The organism is Sphingobium sp. C100, assembly GCF_000508185.1.
Taxonomy (GTDB): domain Bacteria; phylum Pseudomonadota; class Alphaproteobacteria; order Sphingomonadales; family Sphingomonadaceae; genus Sphingobium.
In genome coordinates, this window is the sequence record NZ_AYOY01000113.1 from 1 (window position 1) to 21058 (window position 21058).

14 protein-coding genes are annotated in these 21058 nt (G+C 63.0%); 11 read left to right on the forward strand and 3 right to left on the reverse strand.

The features are described from left to right. The 10 genes from trbG to C100_RS32935 all read left to right on the forward strand — a co-directional run. Positions 1-784, forward strand: a 784-nt coding sequence (gene trbG, locus C100_RS32890) for a P-type conjugative transfer protein TrbG (RefSeq protein WP_024019280.1), incomplete at its 5' end; no start/stop codon positions are given. Continuing rightward, the gene (locus C100_RS32895) at positions 781-2010 is read left to right on the forward strand and encodes a TrbI/VirB10 family protein (RefSeq protein ID WP_024019281.1); all 1230 of its coding nucleotides are present in this window, start codon (positions 781-783) and stop codon (positions 2008-2010) included. The genes trbG and C100_RS32895, both read left to right, overlap by 4 nt. 92 nt (positions 2011-2102) lie before the next feature. Further along, positions 2103-2999 (forward strand): LysR family transcriptional regulator, encoded by an 897-nt coding sequence (locus C100_RS49095; protein WP_024019282.1) that lies wholly within the window; start codon positions 2103-2105, stop codon positions 2997-2999. Between the two features lie 153 nt (positions 3000-3152). After that, complete coding sequence (locus tag C100_RS32905; RefSeq protein WP_024019283.1) at positions 3153-4898, forward strand: hypothetical protein; 1746 nt, start codon at positions 3153-3155, stop codon at positions 4896-4898. Further along, on the forward strand, positions 4895-6703 hold the full coding sequence (locus tag C100_RS32910; protein ID WP_024019284.1) for a hypothetical protein: 1809 nt from the start codon (positions 4895-4897) through the stop codon (positions 6701-6703). The genes C100_RS32905 and C100_RS32910 overlap by 4 nt, the downstream gene beginning before the upstream one ends. 20 nt (positions 6704-6723) lie before the next feature. Continuing rightward, positions 6724-7461 carry a hypothetical protein gene (locus C100_RS32915; RefSeq protein ID WP_024019285.1) on the forward strand — a complete coding sequence of 246 codons (738 nt, stop codon included), beginning with the start codon at positions 6724-6726 and terminating at the stop codon, positions 7459-7461. A gap of 464 nt (positions 7462-7925) precedes the next feature. Continuing rightward, the gene (locus tag C100_RS32920; RefSeq protein ID WP_024019286.1) at positions 7926-9752 is read left to right on the forward strand and encodes an AAA family ATPase; all 1827 of its coding nucleotides are present in this window, start codon (positions 7926-7928) and stop codon (positions 9750-9752) included. Next, positions 9752-10396: a 4Fe-4S cluster-binding domain-containing protein gene (locus tag C100_RS32925; RefSeq protein ID WP_024019287.1), complete on the forward strand. Its 645-nt coding sequence runs from the start codon at positions 9752-9754 to the stop codon at positions 10394-10396. Before C100_RS32920 ends, C100_RS32925 begins: the two co-directional genes overlap by 1 nt. Next, positions 10393-16656: an AAA domain-containing protein gene (locus tag C100_RS32930; RefSeq protein ID WP_024019288.1), complete on the forward strand. Its 6264-nt coding sequence runs from the start codon at positions 10393-10395 to the stop codon at positions 16654-16656. The genes C100_RS32925 and C100_RS32930 overlap by 4 nt, the downstream gene beginning before the upstream one ends. Beyond that, the gene (locus C100_RS32935) at positions 16653-17963 is read left to right on the forward strand and encodes a hypothetical protein (protein WP_024019289.1); all 1311 of its coding nucleotides are present in this window, start codon (positions 16653-16655) and stop codon (positions 17961-17963) included. Before C100_RS32930 ends, C100_RS32935 begins: the two co-directional genes overlap by 4 nt. Here C100_RS32935 and C100_RS32940 read toward each other — a convergent pair. Continuing rightward, positions 17960-18592 (reverse strand): thermonuclease family protein, encoded by a 633-nt coding sequence (locus C100_RS32940; RefSeq protein ID WP_024019290.1) that lies wholly within the window; start codon positions 18590-18592, stop codon positions 17960-17962. The genes C100_RS32935 and C100_RS32940 overlap by 4 nt on opposite strands. Positions 18593-19023: 431 nt before the next feature. Between C100_RS32940 and C100_RS32945 the strand changes: the two genes are divergently transcribed. Next, on the forward strand, positions 19024-19653 hold the full coding sequence (locus tag C100_RS32945) for a hypothetical protein (protein WP_031309068.1): 630 nt from the start codon (positions 19024-19026) through the stop codon (positions 19651-19653). 59 nt (positions 19654-19712) lie between these two features. Here C100_RS32945 and C100_RS47445 read toward each other — a convergent pair whose 3' ends face one another. Then, entirely contained in the window at positions 19713-20252 is a 540-nt protein-coding gene (locus C100_RS47445) for a hypothetical protein (RefSeq protein ID WP_152536433.1), read from the reverse strand. Between the two features lie 51 nt (positions 20253-20303). After that, the gene (locus tag C100_RS47450) at positions 20304-21053 is read right to left on the reverse strand and encodes a hypothetical protein (protein ID WP_024019293.1); all 750 of its coding nucleotides are present in this window, start codon (positions 21051-21053) and stop codon (positions 20304-20306) included. Positions 21054-21058 lie beyond the last annotated feature (5 nt).

The window sequence follows — 21058 nt, forward strand, 5'->3', positions numbered from 1 at the left end:
GGCGGCAGCCGCGCCCGAGCCCGCCGATCCGCGCAAGCGCATCGCCCGTGCCAATGCCGCCGCGCGGATCGAGCCGGTGGGCGACCTGTATATCAACGCGACCCAGGTCTGGCCCTATAGCGCCGGGGCGCTGTACCAGCTCTACACCAGCCCCGGTCACGTCACCGACATCGCGCTCGAACCGGGCGAGAAGTTGGTGTCGGTTTCGGCGGGCGACACGGTGCGTTGGATCGTCGGCGACACGACCAGCGGGTCGGGCGCGGCGGCGCAGGTCCATATCCTGGCAAAGCCGACCGCGAACGGGCTGGGCACGAATCTCGTCATCAACACCGACCGGCGCACCTATCACCTCGAACTGTCCTCGGCGCCCGATAGCTGGATGGCGTCGGTCTCCTGGACCTATCCCGGCGACCGTCTGCTCGCGCTGCGCCGCGGGACGGCCGAGGCGGACTCCGCCGCGCCGATCGCGACGGGTCTCACGCTCGATCAGCTCAGCTTCCGCTACTCGATCTCGGGCGGCCGACCGTCATGGCGGCCGCTGCGCGCGTTCGACGACGGGACCAGGGTCTATGTGCAGTTTCCCGCCGGCATCGCGCAGGGCGAGCTGCCGCCGCTGTTCGTGATCGGCGCAAACGGTGACACCGAGCTGGTCAACTACCGCGTTCGCTCACCCTATTATATCGTCGATCGTATGTTCGGCGCGGCAGAGTTGCGCCTCGGTGGCAAGAAGGCCGATGTCGTGCGCATTGAGCGCGACGATGGCGCGCGGCGAGGCCGGCGATGACCGACGACCTCGAACGCCCCGGCACCGTGCCTCCGAAAGAGCCGCCCGAACGGCTTGCGATCCGGACGCGCCCGCGCCCCGTGGTGCGCATGAGCCGGACCATGATCGGTCTGCTCGCCGGCGTCGCCGGGATCGGCCTCGCCGCGGCGGCCATCTGGTCGCTGCAGGGCGGGCGCCATGACGGCCCGCCGCGCGAGGAACTCTTCAATGTCGATCGGATCGCCCGCAGCGAAGGGCTCGAAGGGCTGCCCGCCGACTATGGCGCGATGGGCGATGTTCCGCAGCTCGGTGCGCCGATGCCCGGCGATCTTGGACGCCCGATGCTCCGGGCGCAGGAGGAAGGCCGCATGGACCCGGATGCGGCACAGCGCCCCGGCGACGCCGCGGCCGAGGCCCGGCGCGCCCGCGCCGAACAGCTGCGCCGCGAGCGCGAGGCGATGGCCAGGTCGGATGTTTTCTTCGCCGATGACGGCGCTGCAGCCGCCATGCCCGCCGCGCCGGTGTCGGCAAACGCGGTCCCGCCGCAGACCGAGATTCCGCCTGCGGCGTCGGCCGTGCCGGCGAACGGCAGCCAAGCCGCCAAGCGCGCGTTCATTTCCGCCGAGCCGGATCGGCGGATTTACGGAAGTGCGGATTTACAGAAGCCGCGCTCACCCTATCAGCTGATGGCAGGCAGCGTCATTCCCGCCGCGCTGGTGACCGGCATCAACTCCGATCTCCCCGGCCAGGCGATCGCGACGGTCACCGCCAATGTCTATGACAGCGTCAGCGGACGCCATATGCTGATCCCGCAGGGCGCGCGCCTGATCGGCCGTTATGACAGCGCCATCGGCTATGCCCAGTCCCGGCTGCTGCTGGTCTGGGAGCGTCTTATCTTTCCCGACGGCAGCTCGATCCTGCTCGACAATCTGCCCGGCGTGGACGCCGGCGGGCAGGCTGGCCTGCACGACCGGGTCGACCAGCATCTCGATCGGCTGATCGGCGGCGCAGCGCTGGCGACCTTGTTGGGCGTCGGCGCCGAACTCGCCGCGCCCAATCGGTCCAGCGGCGACGGCCAGGTCATCATCGCGACACGCGACAGCGCGCAAGAGGTGGTGAGCGAGGTGGGCCAGCAGATCACCCGCCGCAATCTCGACGTGCAGCCCACGCTGACGATCCGGCCCGGATTCCCGATGCACGTCCTCGTTCAGCGCGATCTGGTGCTGCGTCCCGTCGAGGCACGATAGCTCCATATCGGAGACTTTCACCCGACGATCACAGGCGCTGGCGCGTCAACGAAGGGGGCCGTGTTCAGGGAGGGCTCTGCCGTTACGCGTCTATGGAACTACGTCATCTGCGTTACTTCGTCGCGGTCGCCGAGGAACTCCACTTCGCCCGCGCCGCCGCCCGCCTCGGCATCGAACAGCCGCCGCTAAGCCGGCAAATTCGGGACTTGGAAGAACATATCGGTGTCCAGCTTCTCCATCGGACATCGCGGGCGACCTGGCTGAGCGTTGCAGGCGAGCAATTCCTGCGCGACGCACGCCGGATTCTGCTCGACCTTGACACTTCGATCACCGGGCTACGTTCGCCGGGCGAAGACATCGTCCGCATGGGCTTTGCCGAAGGTCTTGCAGGCATGCCATTTGGTGACATGCTTCGGGCGGCAACGGTCAGTCACCCCAATCTTCGTATTCGGCTCGTCGAGCGCAATCTGGGAGAGATGGTGCGGATGCTCGGGCTGGGTGCGATCGACGCCATTCTGGCGCCTGAACAAGCCGCCACCGTGGACACCGATTCATCGCTTGCTTGGCAGGAACGATTGGCTGTTATCCTGCCCAAATCCTGTGGCGATGATAACAGACCGATCCGGCTGGCGAGCATCGATGTCCCTTTCGTGCTGCCTGACCCTGAACATTTGCCCGGTCTCAGTCATCAGATCGGCGCCTTGCTCACATCCACCCAGCGACAGCGGGCATCGGGTTCGCGTTTCGCCAGCCTGGCGATGATCTACGCGATGGTGGCATCGGGCCACTGCGCCGGGCTTCTGCCACAGTCGCTGGCGGTGGCGTCAGACTGGAACGTCATGCGGCCGATCCGCGATACCAAGGCCACGATCTCGGTATGGCTTACCGAGCGTCGCGGGGAATCCCTGGCCTCGCTTGAAGTCGTGAAGAGCTTGCTGTCGAACAATTCGGGCTACGATTTGCTGCGCGGCGGCGATGATGGGCCGTAACGTCAATTATCCGGCTGTGGCTTTATCTGAACAGCCGCTTGTTCTACGTTCGTTCCGACGGCGAGGAGGTTTGGGTGTCTGGAACGGTACATGATTCGGCGAAGCTCGAAATCGGAGCGCCGGTGTCCCTCAATCGGGCGGGTGGGTAACGCGATGAGCGACGCCATCCGCACTGAAATTCTTGGTCACGCAGCGGGCGGCTCGCTTCTCGATGCCATCTTCAATGACTATGGACGGAGCTGGCGCGACGACACCGATCCGACGCTGTCAACGCTCGCCGAGCTTCATAATGCCGGCGAGATCGACCTTTTGGCGATCGTTACCAAGAGTTCGATTAGCGCCTTTCAAGGGCATCTCTTCTGGCAGGGTCAACAAGTTTATCGCGCGTTGATCAGCCAGCTCGAGGCGTCGGCGGAAGCACTGCTCAGCGTCATACAGATCCTCATCGACGCAGCAGGGCAGGACTTCGCCGCTGGCATGCCGGTGGAGGAATTCGCAAAATGGTGCGCTCTCGATCCATCACGTCCGGCCGAATTACTCGGCCTAGTCGATCGCAAGGTGCCAAACGCAGACCGCTTCCTGACGATCGCCATCAAAAATGGCGTCGCAGTGGACAAGGCCTATTTCATGGATCGCGCCTATGCGTTTTTGACCAGCGGGACCGAAACCGAGAAGCAGTCCGCAATCAATGCGCTCGGGCAAGTCCCCCTATCAACCAATGAAGACTGGGATCGATTGCTGGAAGCCTTCGCCGATCTGCTCAGTGCAGAGGCCAGCGATTCAATCCGGTCCCCGTTGCTCACTGCCATAGCGAGGCGCTTCGATGGTGCTTCACAAGAGCGCCAGGATCGCCTGACCGCGCTTGGTATCGCTGCAGTTGCGCCGCTTGGCGATTTCACTCTCGACACCGCCGCTCGCACGCTCGCCTTCGATCCCGAGCATCTCTCCCTCACCCTTATCGACGCCCTGCTGGACGCGCTCCTCGCCATAAAAGGAGCCAACAAAGGCACGGTTGAAATGCTCGACCTGGCTTTGATGAAGTTGCTGAAGCAAGGCCATGCCGCGCGGACGAGGCGTTGTCTGGAGACATTGCTGCGGCGCGAGGACGATCCCATCGAATTGGAGCAACTCGATTCGCTCTGCTACGCCCTTCGCGAGGCCGGCGGCCAAGTTTTCGAAGACTGGATCGTCGCCTGGTTGCTTGACGGAGACTACGCCCTGTGCGGCGCCCTCAACGATGCGCTGTTCGGCGCGGGCTCGGATGAGTTCATATTCGACATTGATTTCACCCGCTTCGGACTTCGCGAAGTCGACTATGCCTATCTGGCGCGCAAGGCGATCGCGACCTTCTTCCTCAAGCAAAGCGTGATGACGTCACTTCTTGTGTCATTGCTGCGCACGGCTCCGCCCGCTGCTACCGAAGCGATTGTCGAGTTGGTGATCGACCCCATCCTGATAAACTACGCGGGCATTCGGGACGAATATCTGCAGCCCATCGCTGATAATGCAGCCGATCCCGCCCAAACGGCTGTGCAGCGGGCGTTGGATGGCCAGGACGCCTATCTTGCCGGGCTAAGGTCGATCGGACGGGTGCCGGAGCTGCATCCTTCGGAGCGCGAGCGCCGGCTCGAATGGCAACGACACTCGGACAGCATGGCCGATGCGTGGCGCGCCGCACGAAAGAAATCGATTTTCGCATCGATCGCGACCGAGTCGCTTATTCTCTATGGGACACGCGCCGTTTCGTGGTTTGCAGATCATGATGACGCGCGCCGGCGGATCGAGACCCCCATGGGCAGCATCAGCCACTCGTTCGAGATGCCGCGCGTCGAAATCGTTGATCCGCTAGGCCTGCAGATGATGCTGGTCCACTTTCGCGGCGAGGACCGCCCGCAATGAAGCTGGTCTTTCGTCAATATCTCGCATCGCTGCGGGAACGCCGCGAACTCGATGCGGTACTGCCCGATTTGCTGAGCGAGCTCGGCTACACTGTGATTTCCCGACCCTCGATCGGCACGCGCCAGTATGGGGTTGATGTCGCCGCCCTGAGCCCGCCCCACAGCAACGGAGGACGCAAGCTCTTTCTCTTTTCGCTCAAACAGGGCGACCTGACGCGCGCCGACTGGGACGGGACCCCGCAGGCCCTTCGAAGTTCGATCAACGAAATCATAGACGTCTATATTCCGACGCGCGTCGCTCAGGCCCATCGCAAGCATGAGATCGTGATTTGCCTCTGTTTCGGCGGCGATGTCCAGGAAAGTGTCCGTGACAATGTGACCATGTTCACCAATGCACGGACACAGAGCGGCCTGTCCTTCGAAGAATGGAATGGCGACTATCTGGCAGGCCTGCTCGTCGAAGGTGTGCTGCGCGAGCAACTGGTTCGTCCGGAGCTACGGACGCATTTCCAGAAAGCCGTGGCGATGGTCGACGAGCCTGAAGTGGCCTTCACGCATTTTTTGGCGCTTATCGCCGGCTTGTGTTCCGTGACCGGGGCCTCGCCGCGCGAGCGCACGACGATCTTGCGCCAGCTCTATATCTGCCTTTGGGTCTTTTTTGCCTGGGCACGCGACACCGGAAATATCGAGGCGCCCTATCGCGCCAGCGAGCGGATGCTGCTGCAGGCTTGGGCACTCATTTCCGACGACGTCGAGCGCACGACCAAGGCCAGCCAGGAGATCGGGCTCGCGTATTCCGACCTGGTTGGCCTTCATTTCACGATCTGGGACGCCTTGATCGGCGAGAAGATCCTGCCCTTTGTCGAAAGGCAGCATGCGATCTCGGTCGCTGTGGATTCTGCCGCCTCGGTCGATGTCAATCTGAGGCTCTTTGAAACCTTAGGACGCATGGCCATGCGCGGCCTTTGGCATCTGTGGCTTAAGGCAGGATCCGCGCCACTTCCCGACCTACGTGACGACTGGGAATCGCCGGAAGCCAGCGCGCTGGCGCAGCAGATCGTCCATCTCATCCGCAATAACCCGATCTTGTTGACCCCGATCACCGACGAGCAGGTGGTCGATATTGCTGCAACCCTGCTCTTCCTTTCGATGATCGAGCAGTGGAATCCGGCAGCGCGCAACTATGCCGAAGCCCTCGTCGAGCGCACGACGTTCGCGTTTCGCACCCAGAATCGATATCCGACGATCCACAGCGACTATCGGACGCTGGTCGAGCATCCGCGTGAAAGGACCGACGAGTTCCGTAGTGCCGAGACGAAGGGAAGCACGCTTTTTCCATTGCTATCGCTATGGGCTTCATCGCTCGGGAGTGAGAAGGGCGCGGCGCACCTCGCGAAATTTGCGGCCAAGTTCCTCGGGCACTGCAACGCCCAATTCTGGATGGCAGATGCCGACACCGAAGACCGCTTCTACATGGGCGACACCCATCACGGCATATCCCTCGGCAGTCTGCCGATCACGGAAGATGGTGCCGATCTGATGGGAATCCTCGAAACCGAATGCTCGTCGGCGGCGCCCTTCATGCAGCTCTCTGCGATCCGCCTTGGGCACTGGCCTGTCCTCGCGCTGGCTTGCCGGCATTATCGCCTGCCACTGCCGCCCAACCTCTGGTTGGGTGTGATGGCCCAGCTCCGCGAAAAGCATGCGCCCCGCGATGCAGCGGACGCCGCGCGCCCGGCGCGCGGTCGCCGCACACGCGCGGGGCGACGGTCAACGCCCAAGCGCTCACCCCGAAAAACGGAATGAGAGGAGCGGTCCGTCTCGACTTGGTCAAGCTGTCGGCGCAGCTGGCTGAGGAGGGGCGGCATCCCGAATTGGTCAAGGCGATTGCTCGCGCCGCCGCAGCCGGATCGATCCGCGAGGATCTTCGCGCCGCACTGGCGTCGCTGCGCCTTGTCGAGAAGATGCAGGGAGAAGCGTCGCGCGAGAGTGTGCGAGACATGAGTGACGAAACGACCGTGACCGGCGCTTTGTTCACCCAAGCCATCATTCTATATGCGCGCGCGACGTTCACGACGGGCAAGCGGCCCGGGCTTCTCGGGGAATCCGGTCTCTCTGAGGAAGACCGCGCGACTCATGATGAGGTGAAGCTCCTTCGAAACAGCGCGATCGGCCATTTCGGGCGTGGGGATGATCTGCAAGATGGTCCGTTGGTTCGAGAAGCTGTCATTCTCAGTTTCACGCGCGGTCAGAAACAACTGGGCGTCTATACCGTAAGAGCCCAGCATAAGGCCCAACTGTCCGCTCGGCTTTGTCATCTCATCGAAGTGCGTCTTCGCCAGATCGCGGATCGCCAGGACGCGCTGTTCGACACGGTGCATTCTCTGTTTTCGCAGGCTGTGCAACAGGATGCAAAACTCGGTCCCTCGTTGCCTCAATTTCAGTTTGATATTGAGGCCTTTTGCGCCAGTCCGGACGCGGCGCAGCGACTCTATGCCCAATTAGAGGCGGGACAGATCGAAGATATGGACTACGTGGTTTCGATTCCAAAGCATCAACCGTGAACTGCTTTCGCCTCCACTTCACTGAAGCTATGAGTCCCAACGGACTGACCGAGCGGCGCGCGGAAAAGGGCCTTGGGCGCCTGCATCGGTCCGGATAGGCCTAGAACTTACCAAGTGCAGGCCGGCGTCTAAACAATACACCAATGGAGCGTCAGCGTATTTTCGCAAGCAGGGCGCCTGCGCCTGCTTTCTCTGACGGTTGTAAAATCCAATCCACGATCGCCGACCGCAAGCGTCGTGATTTGTCGTATTTGATGACGAATTTGCACCGGGTTGATTGAGGAAATACTTGTCGTTCCGTCGCGTTTGACGAATTCGAACATCAGTCTGCCAGCGATTTCTAAGAATTGCGGCGGAAGGAAACGCCGAGGAGACATCACGCCGACATTGACCCCGCTCCTTAACCGAATACTTTGACCTGGCACGCCAGAGTAGGACATTGTCCGCAAAGGGGGATTCGTGACGTGATCGGTGAGGACAAGAGGCCACGTTGGGTGCGTGACCTAACGCGGTTTCTTCCGCTGAAAAGCCAGTTCGTGCTTACCGGAAACGTGCGCGACCTCCAAATCAGGGTAATCGGCGACCGTGCGGCCGCCGCCTCGCTCAACGACGTATTGGCTGCAACACTTAGCGAGGCCGGTTATCCCGATATTGTCCGCTATGATCCGGTTCATGGCTTCGCAGTAAATCCCGGTCCCGACGGTCCCTCGGTCGATCCCGATGCCCCGCTGGTCCGTCTAGGGCTCACCCCTGCAGACGGGCGCGCGGCGGGTGGCTCCGATCTCTTGTCGAGTACCCTGCAACGATTGGCCGCACTCGATGGCGAGCCGCTCGCGCTTATTGTCGATTTTGCCTCGCGGCTGATCGTCCGAAGCGACGCACTCGCACCCGCCGAGCAGCAATTGTTCACACGCGCACTTGTCACAAGTCAGACCGCTGAGGCGAGACCGGTCGGCCCCGATCGTACGCCGCGCTTCAATTGCGTCATTTGGATCGTCGAAAAGGAGGGCGATCTTCCCGACTGGCTGACCATCGACAATCCGCGGCTACGCCACATTCCCATCGCGCCGCCGGACCGCGCGTCCCGCCGAGCCGTAGCGCCGTCGCTTGTCAGGGGGATGCCCGGCGGGCGCGAAGCCTCGCCCGACGAACTCGAAAAAGCTCAGGATGAGCTGGTCGATGCCACAGAGGGCATGCTGTTGGTCGACCTCAATGCCGTCTCGCAGCTCGCCCGCGCCGAGGGCGTGTTGATCGGAGACGTCGCCGAGGCAGTCCGGAGATACAAAGTCGGCGTCACCGAAGACGCCTGGAAACAGATCGAGCGCAGCCGTATTCTGGCGGGCGCCGACACCATTCGGCGGCGGGTCGTCGGTCAGGACCATGCGGTGGTCCATTTGCTCGACATCGTAAAGCGCGCAGCGACGGGCATTGGCGGAGGGAAACGAGGTGGGCGCCCGCGCGGTATCGCCTTTCTCGCCGGGCCGACCGGGGTCGGCAAGACCGAACTCGCCAAGACGATCACGGAATTGCTGTTCGGCGACGAGAGCGCATACATCCGGTTCGATATGTCTGAATTCAGTGCCGAGCACGCCGACCAGCGGCTGATCGGCGCGCCCCCGGGCTATGTCGGCTACGACGTGGGTGGCGAGCTTACCAACGCGGTGCGCGAGAGGCCCTTCAGTGTGGTCTTGTTCGATGAAATCGAGAAGGCGCACCCCCGCATCCTCGATAAATTTCTGCAGATCCTCGACGATGGGGTGCTGACGTCCGGCCGCGGCGATCGCGTGTATTTTTCCGAGGCGCTGATCATTTTCACGTCGAACCTTGGTATCTATTCGACAGGCCCCGACGGCCTGCGCCGCGCCAATGTCACCCCCGACCAGCCATTCGAAGATGTCCAGAGCCGGGTTCGGGCGGAGATCGAAAACCACTTCAAGCTTGTGCTGAATCGTCCCGAGATTCTGAATCGCTTCGGGGAGAATATCATCGTCTTCGACTTTATCCGCGAGACAGTAGCCGGAAGCATCTTCGACTCGATGGTGGCTTCGGTCCTCAAGGACGCAACGGCGTCGGGACACCCGATCGCGATCGCTCCGGAAGCCAATGTCACGCTACGCAAACTTTGCACTGCGGATCTCTCCAATGGGGGGCGCGGCATTCGCAACAAGATTGAGGCCCATCTGATCAACCCCTTGGCCCGCGCACTGTTTGAACGAGACGGGATCGGACCGGCTGTCATTCGCCGGATCGAAGCGGGCCCGATTACGACGCTGGAATTGGGTGACGCCTGATGCAAATGTCTCTCTCGCGCCTGCATTTTCCTGTTACGTCCCTCGGGACCGGTCGTCGCATCGGGCTGTGGTTCCAGGGATGCAGCATTCGCTGTCCGGGCTGTATTTCGGTCGACACTTGGGAGCAGGGCGTCGGATTGGTGCCGATCGCGGACGTGGTTGCGCGTATTTCTGCGCTCGCCGGTGAAGCCGATGGCCTTACCATTTCCGGCGGCGAACCGTTCGAGCAACCAGAGGCACTGGCAGCGATTCTCGCCGCGTGGCGCGGTGTCTCGAAACGGTCGGTGCTTGTCTTCACCGGACGCGAAATGCACGAGGTCGAGGCCTGGCTTGCGATCAACCCCGGTCTTGTCGACGCGATCATTACCGGTCCGTTCCGTTCGGACCTCGCACAGACAGTCGCCCTGCGCGGCAGTGACAATCAGAAGCTCCATGTCCTCTCCCCGCTCGGAAGGGAGCTGCGCATCTTCGACCGACCGCTGGGCGATGGAGACCGCCGTCTCGACATCATGTTCGATGAGGATGGCGACGCGTGGGTTGCCGGAATTCCGGCGCGCGGAGACATCGGGCGGCTGCGCCGCGCGCTCGCCTCTTCGGGCCATCACGCGATTACGTCGGATGCGCACGGGATGTTCGGCGCATGATCCGCTTCTGCCCCAGCTGCCGAACCGAGCGGCCAATCGAGGAGATGTTCTGCGAGGGCGACCGCGACGGCGCGCTGTGCGACTGGCCTTTATCAAGCCTTCCTTTGCGGCAGCCCGGCTGGCGTCCGGCCGAAGTCGCTTCCCCGACTTCATCGCCATTGCCGGTGCAACGATGCGCGAACGGGCATGCCGTTGATGCCGGTGATCTCCTATGTTCGACCTGTGGGGGCGACGTGCTGGAGAATTCGGCCGTCCCGTCGCAGACGCCTGCGAACGATCCGGAGTCTCCGGGTGCTGTTCCGCCGTCGGACGATCCGGCCGATACCGAGACGGTCATCGGCGAATGGCGACTAATCAGAAGGCTGGCCACGACCAGCCATGTGCGTGAGCGCTATGAAGTCCTGCGGGATTCCGACGGGCGCGAAGCGATCCTCACGTTATACGCGGAAGGCAGCGAACCCGACCCCGAAGTGTATGACGTGCTGCGCACGCTCAACCGCGACCATGTCCCTGAGGTCCTCGAGACCGGCCATCATGGCGACCGGGCCTATGAGGTCTCGGAAGATTTGCGCGGCAGCACCTTCGCCGATCTGGGGTTGGTCGCCAACGATCTCGCCAACCTGTCCCGGATCATCGAGGAGGTCGGCGGTGCGCTCGCTGCGCTTGCGGAATGTGGACTGCGCCACCGGGATTTGAGGCCCGGAGCGATCATGGTGCGATCGCGCGACCCCCTGGATCTTGTCATTACCGGGTTCGGCTCGGCACGGCTCTCCAACTATGATCTCGATATCGTGTCACCGCTCGAAATCACCCGCTACACGGCGCCCGAAGCGGTCGCCGGCGGCGTTGCGGCTGCAAGCGATTGGTGGAGCTTGGGGATGCTCATCCTCGAGCAGGTCACTCGTGGAGCTTGTTTCGCCGACGCCGACGACCAGGCGTTTCTCATCAATGTGCTGACGAATGGCGCGCCGATTCCCGAGGACCTTGCGCCGGAAGTTGACGCTCTGCTGCGCGGCCTGCTGTCGCCTGACCGACGAACGCGCTGGTGCTGGCCGGAAATCCGGCGTTGGCTCGACGGCGACATTCCAGAAGCCCCTCCGAGACAGGGCGCCGCGCAAGATGATCATGCGAAGCGTTCGATTACGCTTGCGGGCAGGCGCTTTTCGGGTGGCGCCCAGTTTGCGCTCGCGGCGGCCGAAGCGGAACATTGGGACGAAGCGCGCACGCTTTTGCTGCGCGGCGAGCTGGCAACCTGGATGGAGGAAGCCGCCCTTCATCCCGAACTGCGCGCCGAAATCCGCCAGATTGCCGCTCTTGAGACCGTTGCCGAAGATTTCCGTCTCGCCTTGGCGCTGAAGGCGCTCAATCCTTCGATGCCCTTGGTCGTGCGCGGCGAGATCGTCACGCCTGGCTGGCTAATGGACCATGTTGATGAGGGGTACGCCCTGATCACCGGCCCGGTGCCGGACCGCCTGGAACGCGAAGATGCGGAGCTCTGGCTGGCCCGTCTCAAACGGCGCGAGACCAGAGTCCGCGAGCGTGCGCGGCAGCTCGACGTCGAACTCGACGACACGAAGCTCAGAACATTGGCGCTCTCCACTTCGAAAAGTCGCCTGGCTGGCGTGTGGGAAGAGCAGCGTCGCATCCTTCCCGACACGGATCATCCGGGGCTCCTGGCGATCATCGAACGGCGTATCACCGAGGAGGAGGATCTCATTCTCCTGCTCAGTGCTGCAACGTCGCAGTTCCGGACTGCCGACGCCATCGTCGAAGAGGCGGAGCAGGTCGCGCGCCGGGCCGGCCTGGAGGACTTTGATCCTGTCGCCGCGCACAGCCGTCTCGCACTGCCACGCCGAGAGGTTCATGCCGAGATCGAGGCAAGAACCGAGGGTTTCGCGCGTTGTGGGATCGAGCGCATCGATGAATGGGCTGACCAGTTCCGCCTTGAACGGCGGCTCCCCATCGCACGCGCCTTGGCCGTACTGGCAGTGGCGGACGATCGCTGGCGTCAGCCACCCCGGCAATCCTACGTCGCCACGCTGCTCGACTTTTTCGCCCGTCGCATCACGGGCTCGATCATGCGCGGTCCCCTTACGCGCATGATCATCGGCAAGACGACGGCCCGCCTAGACCTTGTCGAACTCGATTCCGCCCGCCGCGGCGCCGGCGAACTGCTTGACCATGTGCTGCTGCGCAATGATCAGGCCATCGACATCGATCCCGCGCCGCTGACCGATGACCCTCGTATCGAGCGACGGTTGCGGACGCTGTATGCGCATGCCACGCTTTACCGGCGCGACACGGGCATCGATGGCCTCTACCTCGGCTTTCCGTTCCTCGTGATGCAGGAAGCCAGGTCGAGCACGAGGCCGAGGATCGCGCCGATATTGCTCTGGCCGGTCCGGCTCAGTCCGGAGGTAGGATCAAGAGGTCGGGTAACGCTGGCCTTCGATCGTGATCGCGAGGAGGTCAGGCTCAATCCTGCCTTTGAAACCCTGCTGGGGATGGAAGGCGCGGGCCGTTGGCGCGAGGCGGCCGACGAGGTGCTTTCCCGATCGTCGGTCAATGCCGCCGAAGTGGTCGAGGCATTTCGCGAGCTTGCCGCCGTGGATGGCCGCGACCTCGTAGCGCTACCTTCCAAGGATCTAAAAGCAAAGCCGGGGGACGACCGCGTCGTCTGTTCAGCAGCCTTGTTTCATTTGGGCTTTCTGGGTCAGGCCGTGATGGAAGATCTGCGGCAGCTCAAGGCCATGCCGCCCGGAGGATCGAGCCTCGAAACCGCGTTCCGCGTCGGTGAGGATGTCGAACGGCCCGCGCCCGTGCGCGTCCCGGAATTAGAGCGGTACTTCACGGCGGATAGCGACCCTTCGCAAGAAGCGGCGGTTCTGGAAGCGCGAAACGGCCGCGGGTTGCTGATCGAAGGGCCGCCCGGAACCGGCAAGAGCCAGACGATCGTGAATATGGTCGCCGACGCGATCGGCACGGGGCGCAGCCTGCTCGTCGTGTGCCAGAAGCAGGCTGCCCTCGAAGTCGTGCACAAACGTCTCGATGCAGCGGGATTGGGCGAGCGTGTCGTCATGGTCAATGACGTCAATAAGGATCGCGAGCCGGTGATCCGCGCCATTCGCGAGCAGTTGGACGACCTTTTTCAACGCCCCCATGGCGCGACCGGATGGCGTCAGCAGCGTCACCAGACGGCCGCTCGCATCGAGGCCCTGGAGCAGGAACTTGATGGGCAGCATCGCGCGCTGCACGCGACGGATGCCCAGACCGGACTCTCCTACCGACTCATTCTAGGGGACCTGATCGGCCTCGCCCGGGAGGGTCAGACGCCGCCGCTGCCGTCCCTGCGGCACTTGGTCGGAACGTTGGACCCCGGCCAATTGGCTGTGCTTCAGGAGGTTTGTGCGCCGGTCGCCCGCCTCTGGCTGCCCGCGCGCTATGAAGAAAGCGCGCTCGCCGACACCCGTCCATTTGGCGTCGACGACGGCACGATCGAGACTTTCACTGAAGATGTTCGGGCCTTTTCACGCGTCGAAGCCGAGCGAATGTCGGTCATCGAGCGTACCCCCAACGCGCTGACCATCAACGACCCCGAGCCCTATCGTGCCTGGTCGCTCGAGCATGGTGCGCCGCTGCTCTCGATCGAGCAGGAGTCGCGTGATCGCCTCGCGCGCTGGCTCGATCGTCTTGCGGGCGCTTCGGAGCGCGCACCTGGGCAAACCGCCATGCATGCGGGCCTGATGGAAATCGAAGCGTCTTTGCTTCGCTTGCCCTCTGACGAGGCGCCGGACGATGCTATCGAGGTCGCTCGGGCGATGTCCGACGAAGAGCTTGCGGACTGGACAATCGTCTCCGACCGGTTGCTCGAGCGGCCGGGCCTTCTCGAACGCCTGAACCCATCACGCTGGATGGCCTCTTGGCGTCGGCGGCAGCTTTTCAAACGCGAGGGGCTCGCTGATGGCGTCGCATTCGGTGCGGCGCTCCACCGGGAAGAGTCGCTTCGCCCGATACGCCTGCGCCTCATCGAGGCGGTCAACGAAATCGGCGAGCCCTCCGGGCAATTGCCGCCGCTCAGAGTGCCGCAATTGCTCAGCGCCGCTCGCGCAGCGCTGGGCCAACTCGCGGCGGCCGAGGATCTCGTCCGCCGTCTTGAGCTGTACCCCGAGCGCAATACGGCCTTTGCCATGGCGCGGGCAGCGAGCCGCCAAGCAGTGGCGGACCTGATCGAAGGCATTGATCAGGGATTGGCGCGGCATGCGGCGCGAACTACCTGTGCGGCTGCGCTAGCCCGCCTCAAGCCATGGATGGCAGATGACTGGGTCGAGAATCGTCAGAAAGCAATAATCGGCGACACGACCAATGAGACGCCCGTCGGCATGCTTGAACAAGCCTTGCCGCATGTCGTTGCCTATCAGCGCTTTCGCGCGCGTGTTCCCCAGCTGGGTGCAGAGGCCATGGCGGTCTTCGGAGAGTTCGGGCGCATTCGGGAACGCATTGAAGCTTTGCCAGCGGAAGAGCTCGAACCGACCGTGCGGCGCGTCATGGCAACAGAAGCCCGCCTGGCGTGGAAGATGCGGCTCGAGGCCGAGGACCCGACGCTTTTGCTTGAGGCCTCGGAGCTCGAAGCCAAAGCATCTTCTCTCAAAGCAGCCGATGGAGAAATGCGGACGCTCAACCGGCGCCTTCTGGTTGAAGGCCTCGACGCCAGCCGGTTGCGACCGTTGCGCGAATGGGAGGACATCACCCGATTGCGCGGTGTTCGTGCCAAGCGACTGCGCGAATTTGTCGACAAAGGCGCTGACCTCGGCCTCATGCAGCTCAGGCCGGTCTGGCTGGTGAACCCCGACGTCGCCAGTCGGCTCCTGCCATTGCGGAAGGCCCTTTTCGACACGGTCATCTTCGATGAAGCATCCCAGATGCCGATCGAATATGCGCTGCCGACGCTCTATCGCAGCTGCAATATGATCGTCAGTGGCGACGAAAAGCAGATGCCCCCCACGGCGTTTTTCGCAAGCCGCGTCGAAAGCGACGAAGCCGAAATCTACGATGGACAGGAGGCCGGTGACGAACTTGGCGAGGAAGAGCGCGACGCGGTGGCAGAGACCTGGAACCGGCGTGAAATCAAGGATTGTCCGGATCTACTTCAGCTTGCCAAGACCGTCTTGCCCTCCACGACCCTGCAAATTCACTATCGATCCGCCTATCGAGAGCTGATCCAGTTCTCCAACGCCTCATTCTACGTCAACCGACTCAGCGTGCCCGCACGTCATCCCGCAGAGGAGATCAGGCGGGCGCGACCCATCGAGATGATCCGGGCCGAAGGTATCTACGAGGATCAAACCAACCGCACGGAAGCCGAGCGTGTCGCAGACGCCCTTCGCGACCTGTGGCGACCGTGCGCAACCAAGCTTCCGACCGTCGGCGTCGTCACTTTCAATCGCAAGCAGGCTGACCTGATAGAGGAAGTCCTCGAAGATCGCGCCGAACAAGATGCGGCCTTTCGCACTGCGTTGACCCGCGAGCGGGACCGCCTTGAGGGCGGCGAGGATATGGGCTTCTTCGTCAAGAACGTCGAAAATGTTCAGGGCGACGAACGAGACGTGATCATCTTCTCGTCCACCTTCGGCCGCAATGCGCAGGGCACCTTCCGGCGATTCTTTGGCGTCCTGGGTCAAACCGGCGGCGAACGTCGTCTGAACGTCGCCGTGACGCGCGCGCGGCAAAAGGTCATCCTCGTCACGTCGATGCCGATCCCGCTGATTTCGGACCTACTGTCGACACGGCGGCAGGCCGTGAGCCCGCGGGACTTCCTGCAGGCCTATTTCGAATATGCCCGCTGCATTTCAGACGGCGATCTGGAAGCGGCGGCGCTGCTGCTGACAAGGCTTACCCCCGAGCAGCGCCGCAGCCTCGGTCGCCATGATGGACTGGGCGACGGGCTCGAGGAAGCCGTCGCCGCCGAGATCGAAGCCCTGGGATGGAAGCCGGCCCCGGTGAGCGATGACGGTGCCTTTGGTCTCGATTTCGCGATCGAAGATCCCCGCACTGGCTTGTATGGGATCGGTATCGAATGTGATGCGCCCCGTCACGGGCTGCTTGTGAATGCGCGGGCGCGCGAAATGTGGCGCCCGAGCGTACTTCGCCGATCGATTCCCGTCATCCACCGGGTCTCCTCCCATCGCTGGTTCCATGAGCCGATCCGCGAACGCGACCGCCTTAAAGCCGCGGTAAGCGCGGCAATGGAGAAGCGGCCATGAGCGGGCCCAAGGTCGTGCGAATAGTCACCCGCGAGGAGATTCTCGAACTCTGTCGAGGTCAGCTGGCCCGCGTCGATTCCGCGCTTGCCGAATGGACTCGCATCGGACGTCGCAATGATTGTATCGATGACGAGGCAATCGCGGCCGCTCAAAGCCGCCGCGACGCTTTGGCTTCGCTCATCGCGTCTGATCGATTCATCGACCTTCAGAAGCAGGCTCCAATCGAAGAAGCCTTTCTGCGGGATGACCTTCAGCGACGTTTGGCCAAGGTTGCATCCGCTCAGGCCGACGCCCGATCGCGCGAGCGGCGCGAGCACGAGGCGGCCAAGGCCTTGCTCAAGGCGCTTCGCAAGGATGCCGTTCCGCTCGATACCGAGCTTGTGGCTGGTCTCGAGCGAGGTGACTCCGCGGCAACCGCGCGCGGTCTGTTGCTCCTCGGCGGCAAAGGGGAACCCCAGTCGGACGCGTCGCTCGCCGCCAAGCTGCGCGAGGGCGTGGCAACGCCGTCCTTTGCGGAATGGGCAAGTGCGCAGCCCGCTCCAGCTCAGGAGCCTGCGTTCGACCGTATTGCCAGGAGAATTGCGGAAATTGCGCAGATTGCCGACCGCACTGAAGAATCAGCTTGGCGCACTCGCCTCAGCGAGGCGGTCGACGCCCCGCCCAATCGCCGCCATCTGATTCTCGATGCGCTGGAGGTCGAAACAGGACGGGCTCTTACCGAAGCACGCCGACATGCTGCGGCATTGTCCGAGTTTCATGCGACGCTCGCCGAAGCTGACATCGCCGGACTTGATACCGCGCACTGGCAAGCGGAGATCGAGACGTTGGCCGCCGAACAGGTTCAGGCGCGCCAAGCGGAAATGGCTTCAGCGATTCGCGCTCGGCAAACTGCGAAGGCGGTGCAGGCACGGCGCGCGGCTGTTTTGGAAGGCTTGAGCGGTCTTGGCTATGAGGTGTCCGAGGGCATGTCCACGGCCTGGGCCGCCGAAGGAAGACTGGTGCTGCGGAGCGCGGCCCGCCCGGATTATGGCGTGGAACTCAGCGGTGCGGATCGCTTCCAGATGCGGCCGGTTGCGTTCGATATCAACGGCCATGGCCCGGAGCCGTCGCGCGACCGAGATGCCGAAACGATCTGGTGTGGAGACGTCACCGGTCTTGAAAAGCGGCTCGCCAAGCTCGGCGATGGCCTTCACATCGAGAAGGCGCTAGCGATCGGTGCTGTACCGCTGAAACGGATCGAGATGAGTGGTCCTGACGGGGGTGCCGCGGCCGAAGCGCCGGTTCTGCGGGAGCGAACGCTGCGCTAGGGCGCGCGCACGGGACGCCATCCTGCCCGCCGCGCTTGCGCGGCTGAGCAGAACCAGCGTTCGCCTTTCGACGTGTCTATTCTGACATCTGCGTACGTCCGCGATCCAGGCAGATGGTAGATTCGCGCCCCCGACGCAGCGATATTCCCCTTGATGCCGCAACTGGCATTCGGTGGCGCCGGATCGGGGCCGCGTTGCGTTCTGCGATAGGCCTCGGGTCTTTGCAGCCCATGGGCCCAAATGCCCCGACGCGCTGCCCGCGCCCGTGTTTCCGCTGGCACATAGGTGAGGCTGTACCGTCGATACGCCGTGGCCCATCCCGCTTCGACGAGATCCGCGCCGATATCTCGGCCATTCAACCGGCAGACTGCGACCAGCCGACCGTATCGATCACGTTGGATCGGCGTACAAACAAGCCGCTTTCCCTCCACTCTCGCTTTCAACCAGGATGCGGCCATCTTGCCGCAGGCATGATCCCGGCGCGGCCCACAAAGCTGCGCGAGTTCGGGTGCATCGACACCCGATAGCCGCACCTTTTCGCCGCGGACCACCAATGTGTCGCCGTCGACAACCTGGGTCATGCCCGAAAAGGCCGCCTGCATCGCCAGCGCCAACAGAAGGGAAGTCATTCCTCTTTGTTCCTCATTCCAATCAAGTATAAATCGCTGCGCGCAAAGGACAAAGGGGGGTGCCGAAATGGTGACGAGTAGACAAGTTGGGCGCGGCGTGGTGCGAACAATGCGCGCTATGGACCGTGCAGCCAAACAGGCTGAACGGCAGCGTGTAGCGCATCAGCAGGCCCTGCACCGCCAGTCTCTGCTCGATGCCTCGGCAGAGGCCGCCGCGGAATATGAAGCAATTATGGAGGCGCTGACCGGCGCGCATCGGATTTCGCTTGCCCGCCGGGACTGGCTGACGGTTGCCACCGCACCCGCCGTAGCCACACCGGGACGGGCAGACGACGCCGAACGCGCAGCATCCGCCGAACTCGAAAACTACACGCCAGGCTGGTTTACGCGCCTTCTCAAGCGCGAAGAGCGCGCTCGGCAGGCGCTGGCCGATGCCGTTGATGCCGCGCGCGCGCGACGATGCCGAGCACAAGCGACGGGCGGACGCCGCCGACGCCGAGAATCGGAGGATTGCCCACGCACAGCGCCTGGTCGAGCGTAATCCTGACGCCATGGTCAAAGCACTCGAAGAAGAGAGTGCGCTGGGTGATCTGCCGTTCAGCGTGGAAGGCCTCGACACCCTGTTCATAGATGGCCGTGTCGTCGCCGTGGTCGACGGTCTCGATCTTGAGGATATGCCGGAAGAAAGCGTGACATTGCTGAAATCCGGAAAGGCGTCGGTCAAAGCACTACCCATTGGCAAGCGCTATGAACTTCATCGCGACGCCATCTGCTCGGCGGCGGTCCGCGTCGCGATCGAGTTTCTGGCGGTCCTGCCGATCGAGGAGGTTGAAGTCGTCATGCTCACCGACATCCTCGACAGAGGAAGCGGTCATATCGATGCCCATCCCGTTCTCCATCTCCGCGTCACCCTTCAGGCGTTGAACACGCTCAATCTGGCACGCACCGAAGCCTCGGCGCTTGTCGAAAGGCTTGGCGGGCATATGGAGTGGAACAAGCGCGAAGGCTTCCGGGCAATCAATGCGGCCGCCTTTGGTATCGATCTCGATGCAGAGACCTGAGCCGCTCCCGGACGAACGGGATTGCCGGGCCCTAACGCGAAGCTGTTCTGCCAGTCTGACTAGATCCGCACACCTGCGATCGCCCAAAGCTGTTTGAGGCTCATCTCGATCTCGCCCAATCGCGCCTGATCCAGGCCGCTGAGCATCGCGACGACATATTCATCGGTCCGATAGGCGTCCATGATGGCGTTGCGCTGTCTGGCCAGCGCCACAAACTCCACGGCCAATGCGCTGTCGTCTACCGGCTTCAGGAGGTTCGGCCGAAAGCGCTTGGGTTCGTAGACAGCATTGGCGTCAGGGAGGAAAAGGAGCTTCGCCACCTGGCCAAGCTGCGGACTCACATCGAGCAAATTGCCCTGCCGGTTACGCCAGACACCATGATGCTCCGCCTCGAAATAGAGGCCCGGGACATGCCAGATCGCCCAGCCGAACGCGGTTTCTCCGCCCGCCCTGGCGATCTTCCGGGCAACATTGTCAAAGCAGGCGGACTGTTGCGCGTCAGCGGAAGGTTTCGACCGAACGAAAACGGGGCGCTCCGACGATATCTCGCGGCAAAATTCCAAAATGCCACCGCTCAAACTTTTCGGTACCGTGCTCATGCCGCGCTGCCCAAAGACCGGGGCGAGACACGGCCAGCATCGAAGGTGAGATCACAGCAATCCAATGAACTGGATCCAGGCGCTCAGCGTGTCGGCGACAGTGACGAGCAGATTTTGCAGGGCGGCGTTCTTGCTGACGACTTCGATAGTCAATGCACCCCCGATTGCGGCAACGCCGCCCTTTACGAGCGCCTGCGCGCCGGACTTGAGCCACGATCCAATCATGCTGGCAAGCTGCCGCAGTCGGCCCTCCGCCTTCTCCAGAACGACCGTGTTGGCTTCGACCTTAGGAACGGGCTTGCTGAGCTCCTGGCGAATGTCGGTGATGCTATCGCGCGCAGCGTCGATCTGCGCTTGGTCCACGTCCAACCGAAATTCGGCGGGGGCCTGGTTATGACCGATCATCGACGAGCGCTCGCGAAGCTGCGCTAAAGCACGGTCCAGCTCGTCGAGTTGCCGGGGCAGTTGCGCCAACCGGAGTGCCAATGGGAGCGGCTCGTCTTCGGGCTCGTCATCGTCGGGCAGGTGCTGCAAGCCGAAATCGATATTCTCGAGCAACTCGTGACCGTTGACGTCGGTCTCCCTCATATTCTCGGCGCCGAGCGGATATTCCCACAGCTCCCACGTCAGCGAGCCTAGGGCGGGATGATCGAGGGCGGCCGAATAGCCGATTTCCTGGCCCATTTGCCGCTCGTCCGCCGCGAATTCCGCCCAGTCCAATTCGTCGGCAGGAATTTCAAATATCTCTCCGCTCGTCGCATGCCGGATGCGCGCGACGCCGCGGGAATAAATGCCGGTCATGCCGC

Bases quoted from the DNA above. Each gene is read 5' to 3' on its own strand.
- C100_RS32905 (WP_024019283.1), top strand. From the start codon at position 3,153: ATGAGCGACGCCATCCGCACTGAAATTCTTGGTCACGCAGCGGGCGGC.
- C100_RS32925 (WP_024019287.1), top strand. From the start codon at position 9,752: ATGCAAATGTCTCTCTCGCGCCTGCATTTTCCTGTTACGTCCCTCGGG.
- C100_RS32895 (WP_024019281.1), top strand. From the start codon at position 781: ATGACCGACGACCTCGAACGCCCCGGCACCGTGCCTCCGAAAGAGCCG.
- C100_RS32940 (WP_024019290.1), bottom strand. From the start codon at position 18,592: ATGACTTCCCTTCTGTTGGCGCTGGCGATGCAGGCGGCCTTTTCGGGC.
- C100_RS49095 (WP_024019282.1), top strand. From the start codon at position 2,103: ATGGAACTACGTCATCTGCGTTACTTCGTCGCGGTCGCCGAGGAACTC.
- C100_RS47450 (WP_024019293.1), bottom strand. From the start codon at position 21,053: ATGACCGGCATTTATTCCCGCGGCGTCGCGCGCATCCGGCATGCGACG.
- C100_RS32910 (WP_024019284.1), top strand. From the start codon at position 4,895: ATGAAGCTGGTCTTTCGTCAATATCTCGCATCGCTGCGGGAACGCCGC.
- C100_RS32930 (WP_024019288.1), top strand. From the start codon at position 10,393: ATGATCCGCTTCTGCCCCAGCTGCCGAACCGAGCGGCCAATCGAGGAG.
- C100_RS47445 (WP_152536433.1), bottom strand. From the start codon at position 20,252: ATGAGCACGGTACCGAAAAGTTTGAGCGGTGGCATTTTGGAATTTTGC.
- C100_RS32935 (WP_024019289.1), top strand. From the start codon at position 16,653: ATGAGCGGGCCCAAGGTCGTGCGAATAGTCACCCGCGAGGAGATTCTC.
- C100_RS32945 (WP_031309068.1), top strand. From the start codon at position 19,024: ATGCCGTTGATGCCGCGCGCGCGCGACGATGCCGAGCACAAGCGACGG.